The 15,396-nt window shown below is 72.6% G+C and carries 15 protein-coding genes and 1 pseudogene; 8 read left to right on the top strand and 8 right to left on the bottom strand.

The genetic code is table 11. The features are described 5' to 3' along the window. The first annotated feature begins 18 nt into the window (after window positions 1-18). Complete coding sequence (locus tag ACFY3C_RS09740; RefSeq protein WP_390770401.1) at window positions 19-759, top strand: SDR family oxidoreductase; 741 nt, start codon at window positions 19-21, stop codon at window positions 757-759. A gap of 91 nt (window positions 760-850) precedes the next feature. Here the strand turns inward: ACFY3C_RS09740 and ACFY3C_RS09745 are convergent, their stop codons facing one another. Further along, complete coding sequence (locus ACFY3C_RS09745) at window positions 851-2,059, bottom strand: ROK family transcriptional regulator (protein WP_390770402.1); 1,209 nt, start codon at window positions 2,057-2,059, stop codon at window positions 851-853. Between the two features lie 121 nt (window positions 2,060-2,180). On the opposite strand from ACFY3C_RS09745, the gene ACFY3C_RS09750 reads away from it, so the two are divergent. Next, complete coding sequence (locus ACFY3C_RS09750; RefSeq protein ID WP_390770403.1) at window positions 2,181-3,395, top strand: MFS transporter; 1,215 nt, start codon at window positions 2,181-2,183, stop codon at window positions 3,393-3,395. Here ACFY3C_RS09750 and ACFY3C_RS09755 read toward each other — a convergent pair. Together ACFY3C_RS09755 and ACFY3C_RS09760 are read right to left on the bottom strand one after the other, a co-directional pair. After that, the gene (locus ACFY3C_RS09755) at window positions 3,355-3,813 is read right to left on the bottom strand and encodes an acyl-CoA thioesterase (protein ID WP_386574925.1); all 459 of its coding nucleotides are present in this window, start codon (window positions 3,811-3,813) and stop codon (window positions 3,355-3,357) included. The genes ACFY3C_RS09750 and ACFY3C_RS09755 overlap by 41 nt on opposite strands. Before the next feature lie 133 nt (window positions 3,814-3,946). Beyond that, entirely contained in the window at window positions 3,947-5,203 is a 1,257-nt protein-coding gene (locus ACFY3C_RS09760; protein ID WP_390770404.1) for an alginate lyase family protein, read from the bottom strand. A 148-nt stretch (window positions 5,204-5,351) separates the two neighbouring features. Here ACFY3C_RS09760 and ACFY3C_RS09765 point away from each other — a divergent pair, with 148 nt between their 5' ends. Next, window positions 5,352-6,746, top strand: a complete 1,395-nt coding sequence (locus tag ACFY3C_RS09765; protein WP_390770405.1) for a uracil-xanthine permease family protein — start codon at window positions 5,352-5,354, stop codon at window positions 6,744-6,746. Here the strand turns inward: ACFY3C_RS09765 and ACFY3C_RS09770 are convergent. Next, window positions 6,728-7,852, bottom strand: a complete 1,125-nt coding sequence (locus tag ACFY3C_RS09770; protein WP_390770406.1) for a glycoside hydrolase family 6 protein — start codon at window positions 7,850-7,852, stop codon at window positions 6,728-6,730. The genes ACFY3C_RS09765 and ACFY3C_RS09770 overlap by 19 nt on opposite strands. A gap of 1,095 nt (window positions 7,853-8,947) precedes the next feature. Between ACFY3C_RS09770 and ACFY3C_RS09775 the strand changes: the two genes are divergently transcribed. Next, complete coding sequence (locus ACFY3C_RS09775) at window positions 8,948-9,634, top strand: DUF5995 family protein (protein WP_390770407.1); 687 nt, start codon at window positions 8,948-8,950, stop codon at window positions 9,632-9,634. Between the two features lie 96 nt (window positions 9,635-9,730). Beyond that, window positions 9,731-10,660 (top strand): LLM class F420-dependent oxidoreductase, encoded by a 930-nt coding sequence (locus ACFY3C_RS09780; RefSeq protein ID WP_390770408.1) that lies wholly within the window; start codon window positions 9,731-9,733, stop codon window positions 10,658-10,660. A gap of 41 nt (window positions 10,661-10,701) precedes the next feature. Here ACFY3C_RS09780 and ACFY3C_RS09785 read toward each other — a convergent pair whose 3' ends face one another. Further along, a complete protein-coding gene (locus tag ACFY3C_RS09785) occupies window positions 10,702-12,399 on the bottom strand; it encodes a flavin monoamine oxidase family protein (RefSeq protein ID WP_390770409.1) in 1,698 nt (565 codons plus the stop codon). Window positions 12,400-12,452: 53 nt separating this feature from the next. Next, window positions 12,453-13,241, bottom strand: a complete 789-nt coding sequence (locus ACFY3C_RS09790; RefSeq protein ID WP_386574917.1) for a carbon-nitrogen hydrolase family protein — start codon at window positions 13,239-13,241, stop codon at window positions 12,453-12,455. A gap of 305 nt (window positions 13,242-13,546) precedes the next feature. On the opposite strand from ACFY3C_RS09790, the gene ACFY3C_RS09795 reads away from it, so the two are divergent. Next, a complete protein-coding gene (locus ACFY3C_RS09795; protein ID WP_390770410.1) occupies window positions 13,547-14,098 on the top strand; it encodes a Repetin in 552 nt (183 codons plus the stop codon). 3 nt (window positions 14,099-14,101) lie between these two features. Here the strand turns inward: ACFY3C_RS09795 and ACFY3C_RS09800 are convergent. Then, window positions 14,102-14,419, bottom strand: a pseudogene (locus tag ACFY3C_RS09800) (zinc-binding dehydrogenase); the annotation flags it as partial. A 29-nt stretch (window positions 14,420-14,448) separates the two neighbouring features. On the opposite strand from ACFY3C_RS09800, the gene ACFY3C_RS09805 reads away from it, so the two are divergent. After that, window positions 14,449-14,628 (top strand): hypothetical protein, encoded by a 180-nt coding sequence (locus ACFY3C_RS09805; protein ID WP_390770411.1) that lies wholly within the window; start codon window positions 14,449-14,451, stop codon window positions 14,626-14,628. After that, the gene (locus ACFY3C_RS09810) at window positions 14,625-15,032 is read left to right on the top strand and encodes a hypothetical protein (RefSeq protein WP_390770412.1); all 408 of its coding nucleotides are present in this window, start codon (window positions 14,625-14,627) and stop codon (window positions 15,030-15,032) included. Before ACFY3C_RS09805 ends, ACFY3C_RS09810 begins: the two co-directional genes overlap by 4 nt. Here the strand turns inward: ACFY3C_RS09810 and ACFY3C_RS09815 are convergent. Then, on the bottom strand, window positions 15,007-15,390 hold the full coding sequence (locus ACFY3C_RS09815) for a DUF742 domain-containing protein (RefSeq protein WP_390770413.1): 384 nt from the start codon (window positions 15,388-15,390) through the stop codon (window positions 15,007-15,009). The genes ACFY3C_RS09810 and ACFY3C_RS09815 overlap by 26 nt on opposite strands. Window positions 15,391-15,396 lie beyond the last annotated feature (6 nt).

A 15,396-nucleotide genomic window follows, 5' to 3' on the forward strand; every position in this document is an offset into this window, starting at 1 on the left:
CGGAGGGACGGAAACAGCATGACCACGATCCTGGTGACCGGCGGAACCGGCACGCTCGGACGGCTCGTCACCGAGCGGCTGCGGGCGGACGGGCACGAGGTACGGGTGCTCAGCCGGCACACCCAGCCCTACGCCGTCGACCTGCGCGAGGGCGGGCCCGGCCTGGACGCGGCCCTGGACGGCGTGGAGACGGTCGTGCACTGCGCGAGTTCTCCGCGCGGCGACGAGCAGGCGGCGGACCACCTGATCGCGGCGGCGCGGCGGGCCGGGGTGGGCCATCTGGTGTACATCTCCATCGTCGGCGTCGACCGGGTGCCGTTCGGCTACTACCGGTCCAAGCTCGCGGTGGAGCGGCGGATCGAGGAGTCGGGGCTCCGCTGGACCGTGCTGCGCGCGACGCAGTTCCACGACCTGGTGGTGACGATGCTCCAGAAACTGGCCAAGCCGCCCGTCGTGCTGGTGCCGGCCGGGGTGTCGGACCAGCCGGTGGAGGTGGCCGAAGTGGCCGACCGCCTGGCCGAGTTGGCGCTCGCGGCACCGGCGGGGCGGGTGCCGGACATGGGCGGGCCGCACGTGCGGACGTTCGACTCGCTGGCCCGCGCCTATCTCCGGGCGACGGGACGGCGCCGGCGTGTGCTCGGCATGCCCCTGTTCGGAAAGACGTACCGCGCCTTCCGCGCAGGCGGCCATCTGGCTCCGGAGCAGGCGGTGGGCAAGGGGACGTTCGAGGAGTACCTGGCTCGCCGCTTCGGGCAGTGACGCCCCGGTACGGCCGGCGCTCCGCCGGCGCCCTGGACGACAGACCCTGGTGCCAGGCGTCGCGGGGCAGGCGGGAACTGTCGGACAGGACCTAGCGCTCCGCCGGTGCGAACAGTTCGTCCTGGGCCCGGTCCCGGGCCGTCAGCAGGGCTCCACGCAGGACCGCGGCGCCGCCGAGGCCGCTGGCCCGTACCTCGGTGGCCAGCGGTGACATACGGCGGAGCCGCTCCTCCACGCGGGTGGCGAGCGCCGCTCCCCCGGCCTGCCCGACCTCTCCGCCCAGGACCACGCAGCCCGGGTCGAGGATGGAGGCGACGGAGGCGGTCCCGATGGCGACCCGGTGGGCGAGGGCGTCGAGGAAGCGGTCGGCGGGGCCGGAGCCCCCGCCGGGCGTGCCGGTCACCTCCGCGACTGCCTCGCGCACCACCACCGCGACGCCGGGCCCGTCCATCGGCTCCGCTCTCGGCAGGCCGAAGTCCCGGGCCAGTGCGCCGACCGCCGCCGCTCCGGCCAGCGAGTGGAAGCCGCCGTCGCAGTCCGTCGCCGAGGGCAGCGCGGTCGTCCCCGGGACCGGCAGGAAGCCGATCTCGCCCGTGCCGCCGGAGGCGCCGCGGCGCAGGGTGCCGTCCAGGACGACCGCGGCGCCGACGCCATGGCCCAGCCAGAGCAGGACGAAGGTGTCCCGGTCGCGGGCGGCGCCCTCGCGCTGCTCGGCCAGGGCCGCCAGGTTGGTCTCGTTCTCCACGGTGACCCGGCCCTCGGGCAGCCGTTCCTGCAGGGCCGTGGCCAGGCGCCGGTGCCAGGCGGGCAGGCCGCCGGAGTCGCGCAGGTCGCCGGTGGCGGGGTCGACGAGACCGGGCGCCCCGATGCCGACGGTGTGCAGCCGGTCGGCGCCGGCCTCCTTCGCGGTGCGCTCCACCGCCGCGACCACCTGCTCCACGGCCGGCCCGGTCCCGGTGTCCCCGCCGATCGGCACGGCCGCCTCGGCCAGCACCCGCCCGACGAGGTCGGAGACCAGCACGAAGGCGCCCCCGGTGCGGACATCGAGCGCGGCCAGGTGGGCGCGGTCGGCGACGATGCCGTAGAGCCGGGCGTTGGGGCCCCGGCGCTGCTCGCCGGACTCGCCGACCACCGTGATCAGACCGGAGGCGGTGAGCCGTTCGACGAGGTCGGCGACCGTCGGCCGGGACAGTCCGGTCAGCTGCTTCAACTGCCCTGCCGTCAGCGGGCCTTCCTGCTGCAACAGGCGCAGGGCGAGCCGGTCGTTGATGGCCCGGGCGGTGCTGGGTGATGCGGGCATGACCGGAATCCTCCCAGACGTGGACGGCCGTAATACTCACTATCTATCAGGCAGGCTCCCTGATAGTTTACGGCGGCGCCGCGACGAAGCGGTGGGAGAACTCCCGGGGAGGGGCTGGAACATGGGTGACGTGGGGTACACGCGAGACGAGGTCAGGCGCGCCCGCTATGCCGTGGCGGCCGTGTTCGCCGTGCACGGTGCCGTCACCGGCTCGTTCGCGACCCGCGTGCCGTGGATCCAGGACCACGCCTCGCTGAGCACGGGACAGCTCGGGTTCGCACTCGCGTTCACGGCGTTCGGCGCCTCGTGCGCGATGCCGCTGGCGGGCCGGATCAGCCACCGCTTCGGCAGCCGTACGGCGCTGCGCGGGCTGCTGGCGCTGTGGACGCTGTCGCTGGTCCTGCCGTCCTTGGCGCCGAACCTGTACACGCTGTGCCTGGCGATGTTCACCTTCGGGGCGAGCGCGGGCATGGCCGACGTGGCGATGAACGCGCTGGGTGTCGAGGTGGAGCGGCTGCTCGGGAAGTCGATCATGTCCGGACTGCACGGCATGTGGAGCGCGGGCGCGCTCATCGGCTCGGCCGCCGGCACGCTCGCCGCCCACCTGGGCTCGGACGCGCGCCTGCATTTCGCACCGGCCGCCACCGTCCTCACCCTGCTCGGCCTGCTGGCCTGCACATGGGTGCTGGACCTGCAGCCCGCCGCGGACGAGGAGCCGCCGCCGCGGTTCGCGCTGCCGCCCCGCTCGGCCCTGCTGATCGGCGCGGTCGGCTTCTGCGCGGTGTTCGCGGAGGGGGCGAGCCTGGACTGGTCGGCGGTGTTCCTGCGGGACCGGCTGGACACCTCGGCCGGTCTGGCGGCGGCGTCGACCACCGGGTTCATGCTCACGATGGCGGTGGCCCGGATCGCCGGGGACGCGGTGGTGAACCGCTTCGGCGCGGTCCGCACCGTCCGGGCCGGCGGGGTCCTGGCCGGTCTTGGCGGCCTGCTGGTCGTCGTCGCGGGGCATCCCGCGGTGGCGATGGCCGGGTTCGCGCTGATGGGGCTCGGGATCGCCGTGGTCGTGCCGCTGTGCTTCGCGGCGGCCGGTCACGCCGGCCCCAACCCCAGCCAGGCGATAGCGGGCGTGGCGACCATCACCTACACCTCGGGACTGATCGCGCCCAGCCTGATCGGCGGGGTGGCGCAGGCGACCAGCCTGGTGGTCTCGTTCGGCGTGGTGACCGTGCTGGCCTGCGGACTCGCCGTGTTCGCGGGGGTGCTGCGCACCGCCGGGGGCGGCGGCCGGACGCAGGTCAGTCCGCAGGCCGCAGCAGTTCCCGACCCGCGGCCCTGAAGGAGTCGCTCCACGGCGCGGGGCGCAGGGTCGTCGCGTCCAGCCGGACCAGGACCCGGGCGCCCTGCGCGTAGGTCTGCGTGCCGTCGGCCGAGCAGAAGCGGAAGCCGTAGGTCAGGCCGGTGGTGCCGAGCCGTTCCAGCCAGAGGTGGACGGCGTAGCCGCCGGGGCGGGTCACGGGTGCCTCGTAGCTGATCCGCAGTTCGCGGACGGCGTTGCAGGCGTCACCGGCGGCCACCCAGTCGCCGTCGAACCGGATGCCGTACTCGTTCCACAGCTCGGCCCAGGCGCGCTCGACCATCAGCGGATAGCGGGCGTTGTGGAGCAGCCCGAGCGCGTCCAGGTCGTCGAAGTGGACGGTGACGGGGATCAGCCGGCCATGTGCGACGGCGGGGGCGATCGGGGCTTCGGCGGTCACGGGAGGGGCTCCTGAACGTGCGGTACGGGGCGGTGGGGACACTCCATACTAAGCGACCGCTCAGGAGCCCCGGTCGGGAAGGGGCCTGGTCAGACCTGGCCGGACCCGGTCAGCCCGCTATCGGGTCCACCGGTCAGCCCGCTATCGAATCCAGCTGCTCGGCGGCGGGCCGCAGCGCCCACAGGTCACCTCCGGGAGGCGCCTGGAGGTCGGGCACGGCCGCCTTCGCCGCCGCGTCACCGGCGTCCGCCGCCGCGTGGACGACGTCGCTCGCCGCGTAACGATGGAACTCCAGCTCGGGGTGCGGCCAGGCGGCGGCTCCGGTCGCGGCCGGCAGCAGGTAGTCCACCGCCTTGAACACGCTCTGCCCGTCCGGCCCCTGGTAGGCCCAGAGGTTCACGCCCACGTGCCGGCCGATGGCGGCGAGGCGGGTGTAGGCGACGAGGTCGAAGGTCGAGTAGTGCCAGCTGCGGGTGCGGGCGAGTTCCTGCGGCTGGCTGCCGTCGGCGGCGATCTGCGGGTCGATCCGCCCGGCGCGCGCGTCGAGGACGGTCCGCCGGGCCAGGTCCGTGTCGCCGGTGGCGTAGGCGAGGGCGGCGAGCTGCAGGTCGTAGAAGGTTCCGTGGTTGTTGGCGGCCGCTGCCTCCTGCCTGCCGAAGTCGCTGTTCTTCAGCCAGCCGAGGAAGTCGGTGTTCCACTTGTCCATCGCGGTGCGGTCCCGGGCACTCCAGCCGGGGGCGCCGGTGGCGAGGATCGCCTGGGCGTCCAGCACGCTCGTGTACGACTGCGAGAAGTCGATGATGCCGATGGCCCGGCCGTCGTACTTGCAGGGGATGAACTGGGCGTGGTCCAGATTGGGGTTCATCCGGGTGGCCGGGGCGAGGAACCAGGTGCGCAGGATCTGCCCGGCCTTCTCGGCATAGCTCCGCTTGCCGGTGTAGTACCAGGCCAGCGAGAGGTCGTACGTGGAGTCGAAGACCTTCTCCACGTCCTGCCGGTCGGTGCCGCTGTCCACCTCGGGATTGCGCTGACCGTCACGCTGGACGTACGGACAGCCCCAGGGGTTGTCGGCGGTGGGGTTCGTGGTGGGCCACCAGTAGGGGGCCTGGCTCAGGTAGTCGTGGACGTCGCCGCCGGGTGCGGGTTTCGGCTTGTCGACGACCGTCCAGGGGCCCTGGTCGAGCCAGGCGTCGGCGCGGGTGGTCAGGTCCTCGAGCGCGCGCCGGAGTCGGGGGTCGTGGTCCAGACGGGACCGGGTCTGCTGGAGGCGGGTGCCGTCCAGGACGGCCGTCCGGGGGGCCTTGGGTGCCGCGTGGGCGGAGGGGACGAGCACGGCCGCGAAGGTCACCACGGCGGCCAGCAGCACGGTCGCACGGGATCTTCCACTCATCGAGCACTCCGATCATCATGGTCAGGTTGATCAGTCGATCAAGTATGTGAACGTGGTTCATGAATAGGACCGTGCGAGCGTAGAGCGGCCAGGTAACCGTGACAATGGTCCGGACCGTCTTCACGTACAGAGAAAGCGAAACCCCACCATGGACCTCGGCGTGCGCTGGAAACTGCACGGTGACGGGCGCACGCCCGCACCCGGAGCGGTGGTACGCCCCGACGAGCGGCTCTCCTGGCCGCGCACGGTGGGTCTAGGCGCCCAGCACGTCGTGGCGATGTTCGGGGCGTCCTTCGTGGCACCCGTCCTCATGGGCCTCGACCCGAACCTGGCGATCATGATGTCGGGCGTGGCGACCGTGATCTTCCTGCTCGCCACCCGTGGCCGGGTGCCGAGCTATCTGGGCTGCTCCCTGTCGTTCGTGGGCGTGGCCGCCGTCATCCGCGCGCAGGGCGGTACGAGCGCAACGGTGACCGGCGCGGTCTTCGTGGTCGGTGCCGCGCTGTTCGGCGTGGGTCTCGCGGTGCAGCGCTTCGGGGCGCACATCATCCACGCGGTCATGCCGCCGATCGTCACCGGTGCGGTGGTCATGCTGATCGGCTTCAACCTGGCCCCGGTCACGGCCTCCACGTACTGGCCGCAGGACCAGTGGACGGCGCTCCTGGTGATGCTCTTCACCGGTCTGGCGGTCGTCTGTCTGCGTGGTTTCTGGTCCCGTATCGCGATCTTCCTGGGCCTGGTCTTCGGGTACGGCATCTCCTGGGCCTTCGACCAGATCTTCGGGAAGATCCACTCGGTGGACGCGAGCGGCAAGCTCACCGACCACTGGCGGCTCGACCTCTCCGGCGTCGCCAAGGCCGACTGGATCGGACTGCCCACCTTCCACGGGCCGTCCTTCCAGTGGTCGGCGATCCTGGTCGCGCTGCCCGTCGTCATCGCGCTGGTCGCGGAGAACGCCGGGCACGTCAAGGCGGTCGGCGAGATGACCGGCACCCGTCTGGACGACAAGCTCGGTACGGCCATCTCGGCCGACGGCGTCGCCTCCATGCTGTCCACCGCGGTCGGCGGTCCGCCCAACACCACGTACTCCGAGAACATCGGCGTCATGGCCGCGACCCGTGTCTACTCGACGGCCGCCTACTGGGCCGCCGCCGGCTTCGCGCTGCTCTTCGGCGTCTGCCCGAAGTTCGGGGCGGTCGTGGCCGCGATCCCGGGCGGTGTCCTCGGCGGCATCACCGTCATCCTGTACGGCATGATCGGCCTGCTCGGCGCGCAGATCTGGATCACCGCCAAGGTGGACCTGCGCAATCCGCTGAACCTGGTCCCGGCGGCCGCGGGCATCATCATCGGCGTCGGCAACGTCTCCATGAAGTTCGGCGAGAACTTCACCCTGAGCGGGATCGCGCTGGGCACGCTGGTCGTCATCACCGGCTACCACGCCCTGGGCGCCTTCGCGCCCGCCCACCTCAAGCCGCAGGAGCCGCTGCTGGACGAGGGCACGTCCACGTACGACGAGGAGGACGGTCAGCGCGCCAAGTCGTAGGCGTACGACGGCGTGAACGTCCCGGCCGCGCCCCGGCAGCCGTCGGACTCCCCCGGCAGCTTCACCCACAGGTAGGCGTCGATGCGGGCCTCGCCCGTGGTCAGGGTCGGTGCCCGGCCGATTCTCCGGCCGGCCGGGTCGCACCACTGGCCGTCGGGCGGTGCGCCGTTGCCGTTGCGGCTGGTGTCGATGACCGCGCCGAGGCTCGCCGGGCCGCCGAGCGCGTCGAGGACCTGCCGGTCGTAGGCGATCTCGTCGGCGGTGGTGCGGAAGTTGGAGACGTTGCTGAAGATGCCGTCGGCGGCGTCGGCTCCCGCCTGTTTCAGGAGGGCGGCCTGCTTGGCGGGCGGGTTCCAGCCGGAGTGGCCTGCGTCGTAGAAGACCCGCGCGCGCGGGTTCGCGGCCTTCAGGGCCCGGCCCGCCCGGGCCAGCGAGGCGAAGCGGGCTGCCCGGTCCGCGTCCGGGAGACAGTCGGACTGGGCGATCGAGTCCGGCTCCAGGATCACGATCACCTCGCCGGAGCCCAGCCCTCGGGCGAAGGCGTCGATCCAGGCGTCGTAGGCCACAAGGTCCGGCGCCCCGCCCCGGGAGGCGCCGCCGCAGTCGCGGTCCGGGATCGCGTACGGCACGAGCACCGGAACCCGGCCCTGTGCCGCCGCACCCGCGGTCACCGAACGCACCCGGACGGCGATGGTCTCCGGGCTGTACGCGGCGAACCACACCGCGGCCGGCCGACCGGCGATCCGGGACGCGATGAGGGCGGTGCGCGGGTCGTCGGGGTGGGCGCGGACCCAGTCCAGCACCTGGGAGTCGGGATGGCGGTAAAGACGGGGACGAGGGGTCACGGGGTCGGTCCGCTGCTTTCTCTCGGTGCGGGTCGAGGTGGGGCCGGTGGCCGACGGCTCCGGCACCTCCGACTCGGCCGTGGGAGTCCGCGTGGTCCTCGACGGGGAGGACGACGGCACGGGGCGGGCGGGCCGCGGCACGGGAGTCGGAGTATGGGTCACCTCAGACCGAGCCCGATCGGAGCCCCGGCCGTGATCCAGCGCCGAGATCATCCCGCTCACGGTGCCCACCAGGGTCACCACCGAGGCCACCGCAACCATCGCCGCCCGCCTGCGGGCCCGCCTGCGCGCGGCCCGACGCGCAGCCAGCCGCCGAGTACGTAAGCCTGACACGGTCTCCCTTCCCCTCCCCCACGTGCGCCGCTACACCCGTTCTTCGGGCACGGCGCGGCTGCCGCTCTTCGGGCACGGTGCCGCTCCCGCTCTTCCGGGCACGGTGCCACCCTCCGCCCCTCCCGGGCGGTACCGGTCCCGCATCTCCCGCTGCAGCCCTTCCGCGCGGTGCCGCCCCTGGTCCTCCCGGCAAGTCCGCCCCGCCACTACCGCACGAAGTTGCACCCGCTCCTCCCCGCGCGAAGCCGCCCCCGCCCCTCCCGGGCGAAGCCGGTCCCGCCTCTCCCGCCGGATGCCCCTTCCCGTCCGGTGCCGCACCCGCCCTTCCGCGCGGTGGCGCCCCCGGTCCTCCCGGCAATACCGCCCACGCCACTACCCGCGCAAAGCTGCACCCTCTGCTCCCGGCACAGAGTCGCCCTCACCCCTCCTGCGAAGCCGATCCTGCCCCTCCCGGGCAATCCCGCTCCCGTTCCTCCAGCGCGGAGTCGCCCCCGCCGCTGGCTGCGCCACCTCGACCACAGCGCACGAGCGCACCTGCCCTCCAGCGCGATGTCGCGCCTGCCCCTCCCGCCCGGAGCCCCCCCCTTTCCCCCGCCGCTGGCTGCGCCGCCCGGGCCACAGCACACGAGCGCACCGCCTTCCAGGGCGACGTCGCCCCCGCCCCTCCCGTCCGGTGCTGTCCCTGCCCCACCCGCTCGGCACCGCCCTCACCGCCGCTGGCTGCGCCACCTCGACCACAGCGCACGAGCGCAACCGCCCTCCCGGGCAATGTCGCCCCGCCCCTCCCGCCCGGTGCTGCCCCTGCCCTTCCCCCCTCCGCGCGGTGTCGCCCCCGCCCTTCCCACCCGGTGACACCCCCACGAGTCCCGAGCTGCACCGCCTCCCCAACCCCTCCTGCGCGAAACTGCCCCCGCCCTCCCCGAGCGATGCCCCTCCCCCCCTCCCCACCCCGCATTCCCCCGTTCCGGCGAAGCGTCGGGGCGGGTGGTGCGTGGGGTGGGGTGGGGCTGGGACCCTTCCCCCATGGCGCAGTCGGAACACCTCAGCACGCCTGTCGACGTTGTGATCGCGCGGATGCGTGTGCTCGACGCGGAGTTGCCCGAGCGGGACGGGGTCGGTGTGTTCAACCGCGTCTATCTCGCCGTCACCGAGGAGGTCGACCGGCGCCTGGACGCCGGGGAGTTCGCGGACCGGCGGGCGGCGTCCGCGCTGGACGTGCGGTTCGCCGAACGGTATCTGGCGGCGGTCGACGCGGTGGAGCGGGACCGCCGTCCGCCCGCCTGCTGGCGGCCTCTGTTCCAGTTCCGCCGCCATCCCGGGGTACGCCCGCTGCAGTTCGCGCTCGCCGGCATCAACGCGCACATCGGGCACGATCTGGCGCTCGCCGTGGTGGACACCTGCCGTACGCTCCGCTGCGAACCGGCCGATCTGGAGGACGAGTTCGAGCGCGTGGGCGACCTCCTCGTCTCGCTGGAGGAGCGCATCCGCGAGGATCTGATGCCGGGTCCCGACGTGCTGCAGATCGCCGACCCGATCACCCATCTGCTGGGCTCCTGGAGCCTGGAGCGGGCGCGGGACGCGACCTGGGCGGCGGCCCGGGCCCTGTGGGCACTGCGCCGCTGCGAGGACGTCGTCGAGGAGTTCACCGAGCGGCTCGACGCGGCGGTCGGCTTCGCGGGCCGCATGCTGCTCACGCCGCTGGCCGACTGACCTGGCCGGATCCGGCCCGTGGGCGAGCCTCCTGGGGAACTGGCCCGTCATCGCCCTACGTTGACGGTTCAACACCCAGCACAGAGGAGCAGCGGTATGGCGACCCGGCTCGGCCTGAGTCTTCCCCAGATGCGGCAGTACTCCCTCGGCAAGGACGTGCCCGACGTGGCGCGCGCCGCCGAGGAGATCGGTTACGACAGCCTGTGGGTCTTCGAGCGAGCCCTCTTCCCGGAGCCCGCCGCCCAGGGCCTGTACGGCATCGAGGGCCTGCCCTGGCCCGACCAGTACCGGAACGTGGCGGACCCGCTGGTCACCCTCACCCTGGCGGCCGCGGCCACCGAGCGGGCCCGGCTCGGCTCCAGCGTGCTGGTCGCTCCGCTGCACATCCCGTTCCAGCTCGCCAAGGCCCTCGCCTCGCTGGACGCGGCGAGCGGCGGCCGGGTGATCGCGGGCTTCGGCACCGGCTGGTCGCTGGACGAGTACGCTGCCGCCGGCGTCCGGCCGATCGCGGAGCGCGGCAAGGTGCTCGACGAGATCATCGAGGTGTGCCGGGCGGTGTGGGGTCCCGACCCGGTGCGCTACGACGGCCGCATCACCAAGATCGAGTCCGCCGTGGTCGGGCCCAAGCCCGCGCGGCCGATCCCCATCCTGCTGGCGGCCAGTAACAAGAAGGCGCTGACCCGGCTCGTGGACCACGCCGACGGCTGGCTTCCGGTGGGCATGGGCGTGGAGCAGATCACCGAGCAGTGGCAGCGGTTGCAGGACCTGGCGGCCGAGCGCGGCAGGAAGGAGCCGATCCAGACGGTCCTGCGGGTGAACTGCGTCCGCCTGCCCAAGGCGTACGAGGGTGCGGACCGCCGCCCCTTCCAGGGCGACGTCGACCAGATCGTCGAGGACCTGGTGGCCCACGCGCAGATCGGTCTGGAGGAGATCCTCGTCGACCTACAGGGCACCGCGCGGGACGCGCAGGAGCTCAAGGACGTCGCCGCCGAGGTGTTTGAAAAGGCGCGGACGGCCGGAGTCTGAGTCCGGCCGCCCGCGCCTTGGTCCAGGGGACGTGATCCCGGTCAGTCCTCGGGCAGTTCCACCGGGGCGATCTCGTCGTAGACGTCGCCCGGGCCCGGGTTGGTCGGGTCGGTGGCACCGCCGAGCTGGTGCATGACGCCCCAGACCGCGTTCAGCGCGGTCGTGACGGCACCCTCGGCCCAGCCGGCCGTCCAGGAGATGTCGTCACCGGCGAGGAAGATGCCGCGCTTGTCCTCGGGCAGGCGGTCCTGCATGAAGTGGGTGTACAGACGCCGCTGGTAGCGGTAGTGGCCGGGCAGGTTGGCCTTGAACGCGCCCATGAAGTAGGGCTCGTTCTCCCAGGAGACGGTCGCCGGGTTGCCGATGATGTGCTTGCGGATGTCGACCTTCGGATAGATCTCCGACAGCGACTTCAGCATGACCTCCATCCGCTCGTTCGGGGACAGCGGCAGCCACTTCAGGCTGTCGTCGCACCAGGTGTACGACAGGCAGATCACGGCGGGCTTGTCCGGACCGTTGTCCAGGAGGTAGGTCCCGCGGGTCATGCGGTCGGTGAGCGTCATCGACATGACGTCACGGCCGGTCTCCTCGTCCTTGTCCAGCCAGAACGGGCGGTCGACCGGAACGAAGAGCTTGGAGGACTCCATGTAGTGGGTGCGCTCGACGGCCGTCCAGTGGTCGGCCGGGAACAGCGACTCGTCGCACTCGATCTTGGAGAGCAGCATCCAGGACTGGGCGGTGAAGATCGCCGCCTTGTAGGTGCGGATGTCGCCGTTCGCGTCCGTCACCGTGATCTGGTTGCCGGCGGTGCGGTGCAGCCGGGTCACGGCGGGGCGGGGCTCGCCGTCGACGTGCAGGGTCTTCAGGGATGTACCGAGCGGCCAGTGGACGATCTTCGCCGGCTCGTGCTCCCACAGGCGCAGCGGAAGCGCCTGCGAGCCCTCCGCGATGCCGCGGTGGTGGTCGTCGGCCTCGGTGTAGACGACCCGCAGGATCTCCAGAATGGAGTTCGGGAAGTCGGTGTCCCAGCCGCCGGTGCCGAAGCCGACCTGGCCGAAGATCTCGCGGTGCCGGAAGGACTTGAAGGACTCCGACTCGCAGAGGAAGCCGTAGAAGGTCTGGTTGTCGAGCTTCTCGACCAGCTTCGCCCAGATCTCACGGATCTTCGGGACGTCGCGCTCACGCATGGCGCGGTTCATGTCGGAGAAGTCGGCGCCCTCGTCCAGGCACTTGTTCCAGGCGTCGGCGACGTCACGGTAGACCTGGGGCAGGTCGTCGATCGTCTCGGCGTAGTGCGACTCGCCCTTGAGGTCCACGACGGTGGACGGGGTGGCCTCGGCGAGCGGGTTGGGGAACGGCTTGGTCGTCAGGCCGACCAGGTCGATGTAGTGCTGGAGGGCGGTCGAGGACGGCGGGAACCGCATCGCGCCGAACTCGCAGTTCAGTTCGGGGTCGCAGCCCTCGAAGCCGACCGTGCGCAGTCGGCCGCCGAGCTGGTCGGCCTCGTACACGACGGGCTTGAGACCCATCTTCATCAGCTCGTACGCGGCCACCAGACCGGACAGGCCGCCACCGATGATCGCGACCTCGGCTCCGTGCTCGGTCGCCGGGATCTGGCCGAGCCCCGCCGGGTGGGCGAGGAAGTCGTCGTAGGCGTAGGGGAAGTCCGGGCCGAACATGGTGATGGGCGGCTGCTGCTCGTCGGCGTGCTCGACGGCGTTGGGCACCGTGGACGTCATGGGGTACGGACTCCTTGCGCGGGGGTGATACGGGGAGGGGAGGGCTCGGGGGGTCAGACCAGGGACCCGTACAGGCCCGGGCGGCGGTCCTGCAGGTACGGGTTGGTCTCGCGGGAGGCGGCCAGGAAGCCGGGGTCGGCGTCGGCGAACACCAGCTCCTCGCCGCGGCCGGCGCGGGTGCGGGCGATGCCGTCGGGGCCGGCGAGGACGGACAGTCCGACGAACTCGAACTCGCCCTCGGGGCCGACCCGGTTGACGTACGCGACGTACATCTGGTTCTCCCAGGCCCGCACCGGCACGAGGGACTCGGCGACGAACTGGAAGGGGTGCATCTGCGCGGTCGGCACGATCAGCAGGTCGGTGCCGGCCAGCGCGTGGGCGCGGACGTTCTCCGGGAACTCGACGTCGTAGCAGATCATCATGCCGACGGTCAGGCCGTTCAGCTCGGCCTGGACGACCGGCTGCTCGCCCGGCGTGAAGTGGTCGCGCTCGAAGCAGCCGAAGAGGTGGGTCTTGCGGTAGTTCGCGAGCCGGGTGCCGTCGGCGGAGATCAGCTGGGCGGAGTTGTAGACGGTCTGGCCGTCGCGCTCCGGGTAGCCGTAGGCGACGGCCAGGCCGTGCCGGGTGGCGATCTCGGCGATCGCGTCGGCGGAGTCGCCGTCGGCGGGCTCGGCGAGGCGGCCGATGGCGTCGCCGATCGCGTAGCCGGTGAGGAACATCTCCGGAGCGGCCACCAGCGCGGCACCCGCGGCGGCGGCACGGCCCGCGGCCTCGTCGAGGACCTTGAGGTTCTCGGCGATCGAGCCGGGGCGGCCGGAGCTCTGGAGCAGTGCGGTGCGCATGCGGGTTCCTCACCGGAAAGGGGGGTTTTGGGGCCACAAAAAAGGTACGGTCGGCGCGCTCGGCCGGACAAGCGGGAGCCGTTGCGCGCCGGTGCGCGGTTCGTTGCGTGGCAGGGGGGCCGGGCGGCGATTCGTTGCGCGCCCCGAGGCGGGGTTCCCCTCCACCCGGAGGCGCAGGTCACGGCGGGGCTTCCCCGCCGGACGGGGGAGGCGGGATGCCGTCTGCGGGGCGATGTGCCGACGGCCCGCCGCCAGGAGAGTGGTGAACGTTCAGTTCACACGCTTGACCTGCGGAAAGGACCGTCATGCAGCGTCGTACGAGGATCGCCGCCATCACCTGTGCCGCCGCCCTGCTGATCACCGCCGGGACGGCGGGCGCGGCTGTGGCCTCGGGAGCCGGGATGCATCATCCCCAGCGTGAGGCCGCCGCGCTCACCGGCACGGCCAAGCTGTACCGGTCGGCCGGGGACGACATCACCTTCTCCTTCGACGCGCATCTGGCGGCGAAGGACAACAGGAATCCGCGGAAGGCCACCGGAACGTTCGAGTTCAGCCACTACCTGCACGGGGACGGCGCCTGGGCCAAGGCGAAGGTGGACTGCCTGGTCACCGGCGGGAAGGTCGCCGTCGTCTCCGGCGTGATCACGGCCTCGGACCTGCCGGGGGCCAAGGGCAGGCGGGTCGGCGTCACGGTCCACGACCTCGGCCGGCACGACCGGCTGGGCTACAGCTGGGCGGGGGTCGGCAGCCCCACGGACACCACGGACCTGCCGCCGTGCGTGTCGTCGGCCCCCTTCGAGAAGGTGAAGCAGGGCACGGGCGACTTCAAGGTCGTCCCGTGGAACCCGGCGCTGTGACGGTCACCCGACACCGATGACCACCTTTCCGAGCGGGCTCGCCGACTCGTAGTACCGGTAGGCCTCCGCCGCCTCCTCGAAGGGGAACACCCGGTCGGCCACCGGTCGCAGCCGGTGCGCGGCGATGGTGTCGTTCATGGCGGTGGACTGGGTGCGGCTGCCCACGGCGACCGCCCGTAGGGCGGCGGCACCGAACAGCAGCCGGGGGTCGAGCGGGGACCAGTCGCCGGAGACGGACCCGACAAGGGCGACATGCCCGTCGACGGCGACCGACCTCAGCGACTGGTCCAGCGTCCCGGCGGTACGAACGACACGGTCGACGCCCCGCCGGTCAGCTCCCGGACCGCGCCGTGCCGGTCCGGGACGTCGCGGTGGTCGACGACCTCGTGGGCCCCAGTGCGCGCGGGCGCGCCTCCTTGGCGGGTCTGCCGGTCGTGGCGATCACCCGCGCGCCCAGGAGTGTCGCGAACTGCACCGTGAACAGCGACACCCCGCCGGATCCGGTGGCCGGCACCGTCGCCCGCCGGTGAGCGTTCCCCGGGTGCTGCTGCATCCGCAGGGCCTGGGGCCCCGCATCGTCAACCTGGAGCAGTGGGCGTGGCACATCATCGACGCGGTCCGGGCCGAGAGCGTGCGCAACCCGGACGACCGGCCGCGGCGGCCGGCGGCCGACCTCGCCGAGCCGACTCCGGCACGCCCGCGCGAGTCGCCCGACCACCTGGGTTTCGCCGTACCGCCGCGGCTGCGGGCGGCCGGTCCGGACGACGACCGCGAGCCGACGCTGATCACCACGCTCACGCAGTTCGGCACGGCCACCGACGTCACGGTGGCCGAGCTGCGCCTGGAGGCCTTCCTGCCGGCGGACCGGGAGACCGCCGGGGTGCTGACCGAACTCGTCGGCGCGGCGGCTACAGCTCCTTCAGCCGCGCCATGATCTCCCGCAGCAGCCCCGGATCGGCGGCCGGACCGCTGACCGGCAGCCGGCGGGGCTCGTCGATACGGATCAGGCCGGCCTCGGCCAGGTCGCCGAGCAGGACCCGTACGACGGTCAGTGGCAGGTCGGCGTCCGCGGCCAGCTCGGCCACGGGGCGTGCGCCACGGCGGATCAGGTCGAGCAGCACGGTGCGGGCGTGGTCGAGTTCCGGGTGCGCCGCGCCGTTCGGCTCCAGCGCGGTGACCCGGGACATCAGGTCGATGGTGTGCCGGTCCGAGGGCCGGGTGCGGCCCCGGGTCACGGTGTAGGGACGGACCATCGACCCGGTCTCGTCCTCGTACCAGTGCTCGTCGCTCACCGCGGG

Origin of the sequence: Streptomyces sp. NPDC001410 (genome assembly GCF_042895235.1) — a bacterium.
GTDB lineage: Bacteria > Actinomycetota > Actinomycetes > Streptomycetales > Streptomycetaceae > Streptomyces.